This window comes from Leptospira neocaledonica (genome assembly GCF_002812205.1).
In the GTDB taxonomy this organism is placed as follows: Bacteria; Spirochaetota; Leptospiria; order Leptospirales; family Leptospiraceae; genus Leptospira_B; species Leptospira_B neocaledonica.
Genome location: NZ_NPEA01000018.1, coordinates 1 through 8,785, shown reverse-complemented (window position 1 = coordinate 8,785; position 8,785 = coordinate 1). Strand labels below are relative to the sequence as shown.

The 8,785-nt window shown below is 36.8% G+C and carries 11 protein-coding genes; 9 read left to right on the top strand and 2 right to left on the bottom strand.

Features of this window, described 5'->3' with window-relative positions; genetic code table 11:
* Positions 1 to 266: 266 nt before the first annotated feature.
* The 4 genes from CH365_RS19710 to CH365_RS19695 all read left to right on the top strand — a co-directional run bounded on the left by CH365_RS19710 (position 267) and on the right by CH365_RS19695 (position 2,996).
* Positions 267 to 884 (top strand): hypothetical protein, encoded by a 618-nt coding sequence (locus CH365_RS19710; RefSeq protein ID WP_100770259.1) that lies wholly within the window; start codon positions 267 to 269, stop codon positions 882 to 884.
* A gap of 203 nt (positions 885 to 1,087) precedes the next feature.
* Positions 1,088 to 2,233 carry a hypothetical protein gene (locus tag CH365_RS19705; protein WP_100770258.1) on the top strand — a complete coding sequence of 382 codons (1,146 nt, stop codon included), beginning with the start codon at positions 1,088 to 1,090 and terminating at the stop codon, positions 2,231 to 2,233.
* Between the two features lie 256 nt (positions 2,234 to 2,489).
* On the top strand, positions 2,490 to 2,786 hold the full coding sequence (locus CH365_RS19700; protein WP_100770257.1) for a BrnT family toxin: 297 nt from the start codon (positions 2,490 to 2,492) through the stop codon (positions 2,784 to 2,786).
* Between the two features lie 3 nt (positions 2,787 to 2,789).
* A complete protein-coding gene (locus tag CH365_RS19695; protein ID WP_100770256.1) occupies positions 2,790 to 2,996 on the top strand; it encodes a toxin-antitoxin system, antitoxin component in 207 nt (68 codons plus the stop codon).
* A 223-nt stretch (positions 2,997 to 3,219) separates the two neighbouring features.
* Here the strand turns inward: CH365_RS19695 and CH365_RS19690 are convergent, their stop codons facing one another.
* Together CH365_RS19690 and CH365_RS19685 are read right to left on the bottom strand one after the other, a co-directional pair.
* The gene (locus tag CH365_RS19690) at positions 3,220 to 3,429 is read right to left on the bottom strand and encodes a CopG family antitoxin (protein ID WP_100708323.1); all 210 of its coding nucleotides are present in this window, start codon (positions 3,427 to 3,429) and stop codon (positions 3,220 to 3,222) included.
* Positions 3,426 to 3,716, bottom strand: a complete 291-nt coding sequence (locus tag CH365_RS19685; RefSeq protein ID WP_100770255.1) for a BrnT family toxin — start codon at positions 3,714 to 3,716, stop codon at positions 3,426 to 3,428. Before CH365_RS19685 ends, CH365_RS19690 begins: the two co-directional genes overlap by 4 nt.
* A gap of 296 nt (positions 3,717 to 4,012) precedes the next feature.
* On the opposite strand from CH365_RS19685, the gene CH365_RS19680 reads away from it, so the two are divergent.
* The 5 genes from CH365_RS19680 (at position 4,013) to CH365_RS19650 (ending at position 8,555) form a co-directional block, all read left to right on the top strand.
* The gene (locus CH365_RS19680) at positions 4,013 to 4,732 is read left to right on the top strand and encodes an RES family NAD+ phosphorylase (protein WP_100770254.1); all 720 of its coding nucleotides are present in this window, start codon (positions 4,013 to 4,015) and stop codon (positions 4,730 to 4,732) included.
* A gap of 197 nt (positions 4,733 to 4,929) precedes the next feature.
* The gene (locus tag CH365_RS19670; RefSeq protein WP_100770252.1) at positions 4,930 to 5,547 is read left to right on the top strand and encodes a hypothetical protein; all 618 of its coding nucleotides are present in this window, start codon (positions 4,930 to 4,932) and stop codon (positions 5,545 to 5,547) included.
* 162 nt (positions 5,548 to 5,709) lie between these two features.
* Entirely contained in the window at positions 5,710 to 6,690 is a 981-nt protein-coding gene (locus tag CH365_RS19665) for an FRG domain-containing protein (RefSeq protein ID WP_244283335.1), read from the top strand.
* 260 nt (positions 6,691 to 6,950) lie between these two features.
* The gene (locus CH365_RS19660) at positions 6,951 to 7,466 is read left to right on the top strand and encodes a DUF4468 domain-containing protein (RefSeq protein WP_100770250.1); all 516 of its coding nucleotides are present in this window, start codon (positions 6,951 to 6,953) and stop codon (positions 7,464 to 7,466) included.
* 528 nt (positions 7,467 to 7,994) lie between these two features.
* On the top strand, positions 7,995 to 8,555 hold the full coding sequence (locus tag CH365_RS19650; RefSeq protein ID WP_100770248.1) for a hypothetical protein: 561 nt from the start codon (positions 7,995 to 7,997) through the stop codon (positions 8,553 to 8,555).
* Positions 8,556 to 8,785 lie beyond the last annotated feature (230 nt).

The following is an 8,785-nucleotide window of genomic DNA, read 5'->3' as shown; positions in this document are numbered from 1 at the left end:
CGCAACTCTCGCTTGGGCTGCGCCACATTGGCTCAGTCACTCGAATTGCAGAGCAATTCTCGTGCCTGTCTTCGCAACTGCTCAGCTCGCCAACTTCGATAAGCCTTGGTCGTTAGACGACATCAATTAAAATAGATGGTAACAATATGAATATTTTCAAAATAATCACAATATTTTTAATACAATTTTTCATTGTTGAGATGGTTTCGTCGGAATCATTATATAGTGGGAGTTACTCATCGGATCCTTACAATGAGAATTCAAGAGTGAAATTAGAATTTGATAATAATAAAGTTGTTATATCTTTTTATCAAATTGCACAGCGTAACACATGCTATGAAAATGTAGACCGGAAATCCAACTCTCTGATCTTTTCAGTTGATAAGGATCTAAAGAAATTAAACTCACCCGAATGTCCGAACGGTTCATTTTTTGATATTTGCGAGGTTGGCGGTTCAGATGCTAAGTTTTTAGGTGAAAAAAGACTAATTTGTTCCAATAAAAATAATCAAAAACAAACTGTTCTCTATTCATTAGATCACCGAGATCGAATAGGAAAGCGGGTTGTTATAGAACATGTGGACGGAATAATGATGGGAGGTAGAAAGGCAGTTACCACGGATGCGGTTAGATTTCGGGATGAACCTTCCATTAATAGTAAAATAATTAATGTAAATCTGACAACTGAAAGCTGTTGTTCGGATTCTGTTGAGAAGAAATATACTTCCTTGCAAAAGGATTGGAACGTTGTCGTAATTGCTAGGACCAAGGAAAAAGAAAAAATAGAGAAATGGGAAAACTATTGGTATTATATAGCGGTCTATCAATCTGAATTTTCTCAAGTGTATGGTTGGGTTTTCGGTCAATTCATTAAAATAGAATGAAAGCAAAGTGCTGCACGATTTAGTCAAATTGACGTCGTCTAACTATCGGTGCTTCCGCATCGCTTCGAGCTTGCTTCGCAACTCTCGCTTGGGCTACGCCACATTTGCTTCTGTCACTTCGTTTGCATGCGCAAACTCGTGCCATCGCAAACGTCGGAACACCTTGGTCGTTAGGCGAAAAACAAAATAATTAGGATGTTAAAATGGGAGGCATAGATACACTTAGAGGAATTTATGTTCAAGTATTAGGCTCATTGCTTTTGTTTTTGAATGAAAACAAAAATATAGATTTCATTTCTGTCGAACCACATAATGAATCTGAAAAAGTTGACTTACTAATTCAGCATAAAAACGGGAGAAAAATAGTAGTTCAAGTTAAGTCTTCTAAGAATGTTATAAGTGAATCTAACGCACACAAATGGGCGGCAGATTTAGAGAATACTGCAAGGGCCGACGAATACATCTTAATGCTATTTGGACAGAAATCGAGGAGTTTACTTTTTATACCTAGAATTGGAAAAGTTCTTATATATCCACCAATGGACTTAAATGTGGATGCCTTAATGGAACAAGCTTGTTTTAGATTATTGAATTATATAAATAAATATTCATTAGCAAAGAACTTTCTGGAACCCTCAGAATTAAGATCTATAGTTGAAAAACTAGTTTCAAAAATTTTTGATAAATCGGTGCAAAATCATCCCTTTAAAGAAAGGGAGATACGGAATATAGTCGAATCAAGTATTCAAGTTTCGCAAAAAAGAATCAAAGGCATAGAATTTTCTAATATATTTATAAAAAATGAATTTTGGAATATCCGCTATAATTATAAGTCTTTTTTTAGTAGGGGGAAGGTCATTTTATTCGAAGGCTTTGGAGATTTTGGCAAAAGTAATAATCTAGAGCTTGATATCATACTCTATAATGGAATAGAAAATAGTATTCTTTTTACCGAATTCGGCATACTCCTTTCAAAAATGGCGTGGGAAGATTATCCAAAAGGAGTTGCGACACCGAAATATAAGGAAGTCAAAGAATCCAAATATCATTTTAAAATCAAGATTCCCAATATAAAAAAGTCACTACCGAATGGTTGGTTGAGTAAAAAATATAGGGGAAAACAGCCTTCGAATTTACCCTACTTAAACCTAAAGTCTGGGCCTGAAACCAAATTTTCTCATATAATTAAAGATCCAATTATATTTCCTTCGAAAAATTACATTAGATTTAAAGTGACCGCGATAAATTATTTACTGAATGTTGAAAACAACTCGCTGATAAGATTATTTGCTCGTTTTGGAAAAGAGATTGTTTATAGTGATCATATTCATATAAACTCCCTTATATAATTTTGTTCTTCGCCTAACTATCGGCCCTGACGCTGCGCTTCGAGATGCTTCGCACTCTCGCTTGGCCTTCGGCACATTTCGCTTTGTCACTCGCCTTGCAGAGCAATTCTCGCGCCAAGTCCTTCGGACTCGCGAAACGTCGTCAAGCCTTGGTCGTTATACGCCATAGCTTAAGAATCTTCCGGTTTGAAAAAGAAAATACACTTGAGGAATATTCTGATTTACCAAGCATTCCATCTAAATATTTCTTAAATAAATGCTCTTTGAATGGGATGACAAAAAGAACTCTTCAAATCTTAAGAAGCACCAAATTTCATTTAAACAAGCCTCTCAGGTTTTTCTTGATAAAGATGCGATCTATATTCCGGATGAAAATCATTCTGAAAATGAAGAAAGATGGCTTGTGCTCGGGAAAATTGAAAATTTTACTATAATCGTGGTTGTTTTTGTAGACAGATCCAATAAAAAAGAAGAGAAACTAAGAATAATTTCCGCAAGAAAAGCTGACAAATTGGAAGAAAAAGAATATTTCCAAAGATTAGGCAAAGATTAAGAAATGAAAAAACACTATGACTTCTCTAAAGGTAAAAAAGGAATCTTTTTTATAAAAGATAAGAGAGATATGCATCTTCCGATATACCTCGATGAAGATATTGAAGAATATTTTTCCAAAATTGCTTCTTCTAAGGGTAAAGATATAAATTCGATCATTAACAAGGTTCTTAAGAAAGAACTCGAACTTCAAAAAGAACTTTCCATTTAATTATTAAGCTACGGCGTATAACTATCGGGTTATCGCTGCGCTTCGAGATGCTTCGCACTCTTGCTTGGGCCGCGCCACATTTTGCTTTGTCACTCATCTTGCATGGCAAGCTTCGTGCCAAGTGCTTATGCACGCGCAAAACGTCGATAACCCTTGGTCGTTAGGCGCCATAACGCTTGAAACGAATACCGGACATCCTTGTCCGGCTTGATGTGATAGATTTTTATTTCCAGGAAAGGTCGATTTTTTTGTGTTTCGAAGCACATTCAGCTAAATATAAATTAATTAAATTTTGATAAGGAATACCTGTTTTATCAGATAAGCCTTTGAAATAACCTATTGTATCAACATCAACTCTGATGGTAATAGGCTTTTTCAATTTCTTTAAGTAAGGGTTTTTCTTCGATTTTGAAAAATCGTATTCTTTTCTCATAAAAATGTCTCGTATTGTTTAGATTCAGATTTTGTAGCTTTTCTTGCAGAAATAATTCTAATTACGTCTTTAGATGATCTGTAACAGTGTGAAACCATAAGTAAATTCAGTTTATGACTAAATCCAAGAATGATGAATCTTTCTTCATTATCGGAATGATCCGGATCATTAATAATCCTAGCGTTTTCATCATAGAAGACTGTTTTAGCTTCTTCAAAAGAAATACCATGCTTTCTTTTATTGGAAGAGTTTTTTGCTGAATCCCATTCAAAGTCGATTGACGACATATGTATGGTAGCAATATACTATACATATATTTGCAGTCAATAGGAATTTTCACGAAAATTAAGAGATAGGGGATTGGCAGAGCGCCATCCGTGGCGCAGCAAGGCGTTACAGGCGCCTAACTATCGGTGCTTCCGCAGCGCTTCGAGCTTGCTTACGCAACTCTCGCTCGGGCTACGCCACATTCGCGTCCGTCACTTCGTTTGCAGAGCAAACTCGCGCCGTTGCGAACGTCGGAACACCTTGGTCGTTAGCCGCAATGATAAAAAACATCGAACAATAATAACAGCATTTTAGAATGGATCGATTATACTTATCATATTCTCTTTTCAAAGAAGAAGTTATTAGTAGAAATAGATATATTTACAGTAACTATACTGTAGAATTTCTAAATGCATTTAAAAAATTATTAATTCACCATGAGAGCACACTTGGTCAAGAAATCGTGCTTTATAGAGCACAAAAGGGAAACGATTGGGTTGAACTAACTGACGAGGATAAGAGAAAGCCTGTTCCCTATACAGCTGAAAGAATGATACCGTTAAAGTATCGCGCAAAAGAAGGAAGAGTTAATCCCAAAGGGCTTCCTTGCCTATATCTAGGAAATGATATTGATACTTGCATTATGGAAACGAGACCTTGGGAAGAAGAATTGGTGTCCATAGGCTATTTCGGCGTTAAGTCAGATCTTAAGTTGATTAATTTTGCGAACGAAAAAATGGAAAACGTAAATTATTTACCAGAGCCGATTTACGAAACCATCGATTATTTGCTTTGGTCCGATGTAAATGAAGCATTTTCTATTCCAATATCTAATGATGACGATTCAGCTCAATATGTTCCTACCCAAATATTATCCGAATTGATTAAACATGCTGGTTATGATGGCATTATTTACGATAGCAAACTTGGTTATGGACTAAATATTGCTCTGTTTAATATAAATAACGCAGAATTCTTAGAGAGTAAATTATTTGTAGTTCAAGAATTACGCTGTTTTGGATTTGAAGTCACGTAACCTTGCTCAAATCACTGCGGCTAACTTTCGGCTCTGACGCAGTGCTTCGAGATTGCTTCGCAACTCTCGCTTGGCCTTCGGCACATTTCGCTTTGTCACTCGCCTTGCAGAGCAAGTCTCGCGCCAAGTCCTTCGGACTCGCGAAACGTCGTCAAGCCTTGGTCGTTATACGCCATACGAACGGAAAATAACTCATTATGAAGAAATTAATAATTATATTACTTTTAATTCCTTGTTATCTTTCGGCAGAGTCAGATGAAGATTTAGATAAGAATCTCTCTAACTTATGTAAAGAGAATACTAATGAGGCATTTTGTTCTGTATTAGAGAAATTCAAGCACGGAAGTGTTCCTATTCTTAATAAAAACTCCTGTATTATAGTTGGAACTGGACAGAAATATTCACTTAGCAAAAATTCTCAGGCTACGCCTGGAGATAACTATGCTCTATTTATTAGGCAATCTTTCTCTAAACCGAGTATAAGCTTTATTAAGATAATTCCGGAGAATGATACTGAAGTTGCTGAGGTCAAAGAGCTACTGGAAGCGACTGAGACTGGAAAACCCGTTAGTCAAAATAGCTTCTTATTGTTTTTGCAAAATCAATTTGATAATCAAGTTTTTGATGAAATATTTCTTACTGAGCGTAGTATCAAATTGAAAAATCCAAATGGTCCACCTGGAATACTAAGGCAATATGAAGAAAGACTATTTCTGTTTCAGATAGTTTTGGGAACGCATAGAAGACCAAGTATTTTTATTTTTTCAACGGGCATTAAGCAATGCTTTCCGATTTCACGTTCGAACGGCGCCTAACTATCGGCTGTGACGCAGCGCTTCAGGATCGCTTCGCGACCTTCGCTTGGCCTTCGGCACATTTCGCTTTGTCACTCGCCTTGCAGGGCAAGTCTCGCGCCAAGTGCTTGCGCACTCGCGAAACGTCGTCAAGCCTTGGTCGTTAGGCGCAATGCTCTAAATATGAAGATTAAAAAATATAATTTCGATTCAATAGAAAATATCTTAGATTACATGCGAGCTCTAGCTATTACGAAAAAGTCGTATATATTTAGAGGAATTCCAAAGGAAAAATATTCATTAACGACAACTGTGGAGAGAGACTATGATTTAGAAGATCTAAGAGATGGAGGATATGGAATTGATGAAACAATTGCATTAGAGAAATTTTTTAGAGCTGCTTATCATTATGAATCTGAATGGAAATTTGACCCTGACAGTATTCTCGAGATTTGGTCGTTAATTCAACATCATGGGGGTAGAACCCGACTCTTAGATTTTACGCATTCCTTTCCTGTGGCACTCTATTTTTCATTTTGGAAACTGGAAGAGGATTTTGATCCGGCAATTTGGTGCTTTAATAGAGAAATTCTTAAAGATAAGCTTGTGGCATCTGTGCAAAATTTACTGCCGAATAAATCTAAATATGAATCTGTATATGGATACTCAAATAGATTTACAAGGAATAGGTGGAAAGAAGAAGAATTACTGAGATCTTTAAGACCAGAAAATTCCTTATTAAATATTCTTTTGCATTATAGTATGAAAGGTTTTTGGTCGGAAAAAAATGCATCTATTCCGAATCTTATGATTCCAATTGAACCTTTAAGAATGAATCGAAGATTAATAATGCAGAATGGCTGTTTTCTTATGCCTATAAATTCAAGAACTTCAAGTATGATAAATTTAGTTAGTATGCTTAAGGGTGAAGATGTTCAAGAATTGAAGATAGATTATGAATATGAGGCGCCTACTTTTGAAAATTTTCAGAAAGCTTTTGAAATGAAAGAGAATATGGTCATTAACTTAAAACAGGTTAAAACGCAAAATTGTACATATTTATTGGGAGGCCTAAATATTCGAGGCGAGACCTTGTTCCCTGACTTCCAAGGATTGATCACGTCTGCTACTAAGTTGGGGCGGATTCCAAAGCATTTACGTTAAAGGCTGCACAAAAGAGCACTGCGCATAACTATCGGTGCTTCCGCAGCGCTGCGGGCTTGCTTCGCAACCCTTGCTCGGGCTTCGCCACATTTGCTTCTGTCACTTCGTTTGCGTTAGCAAACTCGTGCCATTGCAAACGTCGGAACACCTTGGTCGTTAGGCGCAATAACGCGAAAAAATGCCGTTAAGATTTCTTTCGACAATAGTATTTATCTTTTACAGAAAAACCCTAATTTAATTATCACTTCATAGGAGAATATATGAATAAAAAAGCAAAAATATCGATATTTTTATGGATTGGGCTGGCATTTAATTGTGCGTCCCTTGCATCTCTTGCGCCTGTCGAGATACGACAAAAATCTTTTGTGAAAGAGAATACTGGCGTAGATAAGAATAAGGCTTATGACAGAGCTGCGATTTGGTTTTCTAAAAACTTTAACGATTCTAATTCAGTCACTCGCCTAAAAGATTCAATAGAATCAAGAATCATTGGGAAAGGAACATTGAAATGCGATGTCTCGTATTCATTAACAGAGGCCGATGCTGCTTATCATGATTTTTCCATTGATTTTCAAGCAAGAGAAAATAAAATACGAATCAAAATAGAGAATATATGGTCTTACCGACTTCACCCGTATAATAAAGAGAAGATTTCTTGGGGACCTACGGACGAAGAAGATATACAAAATGTATTATCAAAGTGTTTTGAACCGCTTATTGTGAATCCACTAGTAGAGTCAATTTCCGGGAGAAAAGATAAAGAAGATAATTGGTGACTTTATCAATTTAGCACTATTAAAAGAAGCAATACGATGTATCAATTTCCTCCTTGTAGTATAAACGTGATTATATAGTGATCATTTTTGTAAAAGAACAATTTTGAGTCATTGCGCGCGTTACTGCGCCTAACTATCGGCTTATCGCTGCGCTTCGAGATTGCTATGCAACTCTCGCTAGGCCTTCGGCACATTTCGCTTTGTCACTCGTCTTGCAAGGCAAGTCTCGCGCCAAGTGCTTGCGCACTCGCGAAACGTCGTCAAGCCTTGGTCGTTAGACGTCATGGGGCTATTTCAAAATATGAAAACTCTTTTCATTAACACCTTATTATTTTTAGCAGGTGCTTGTTTAATAATAAGCCTATTTCTATTCATTAATAGGGGATACATATTTGCTCGCATACTTGAACACGGATTTGCTGCGACAAACATCATGCCTCTCGTAACTCCATTAATTGTTCTATGGCTTGGAATTTGTATCTCTCTTCTATATAAAAAAATGCAATCTAAGCAAAAGGAAAAAAAGAAATGAGATACTTAATGTTGCTTTGTTTTATGCTTTCACTTTTTCCAATTGTTCCGCTTTCAGCTGAGCCGGTTCAAAAATATATTTCTGGTCTCGAAAAACTTCTTACTTTTGTAACCCATTTCGATGATTGGTTGAAAAAAATTGGCACGAAAGATGAACTAGCGAAGATAGACACAAAACTGGGTGACATTAGTGGTGATGTGGACGACTTGGCTCTTGTAAAACGGGCTTTTGTTACAAATAGATGCAAAGAGGATCATCAGGTATTAGTTGTTGATTTACATAAACGTCTTAAAAAACTTTCAGCTGATATGGCTGAATTGGGAAATTTATTATCTCAAACAGATCGAGATAAGGCTAAGCAGATTGTGAATAATATTCGTTTTGATCTTTTTGATAAACGGTCCTTCGTTGAGTTTGCTAGTAAGTGCTCAATCCGACCTAAAGAGTTCGAGAAAGCTCAGATGGATGCGGAAAAATCATTAAAGATAGCGAAGGACATTTCGGAAAAAGTTATCCGAGCAAAAGCGGTAATTCGCGAGAAGTTAGATGCTCTCTAACAGTCCGCACGACGTCTAACTATCGGCTTATCGCTGCGCTTCGAGCTTGCTTCGCAACTCTCGCTTGGCCTCCGGCACATTGGCTCAGTCACTTGAATTGCAGAGCAATTCTCGTGCCTGTCTTCGCTGACGCTCAGCACGCCAACGTCGATAAGCCTTGGTCGTTAGTCGCCATGTGCAACAAATCCATTGAAATAGATTGAAATTAATGACGAATTTTAAATATCGTT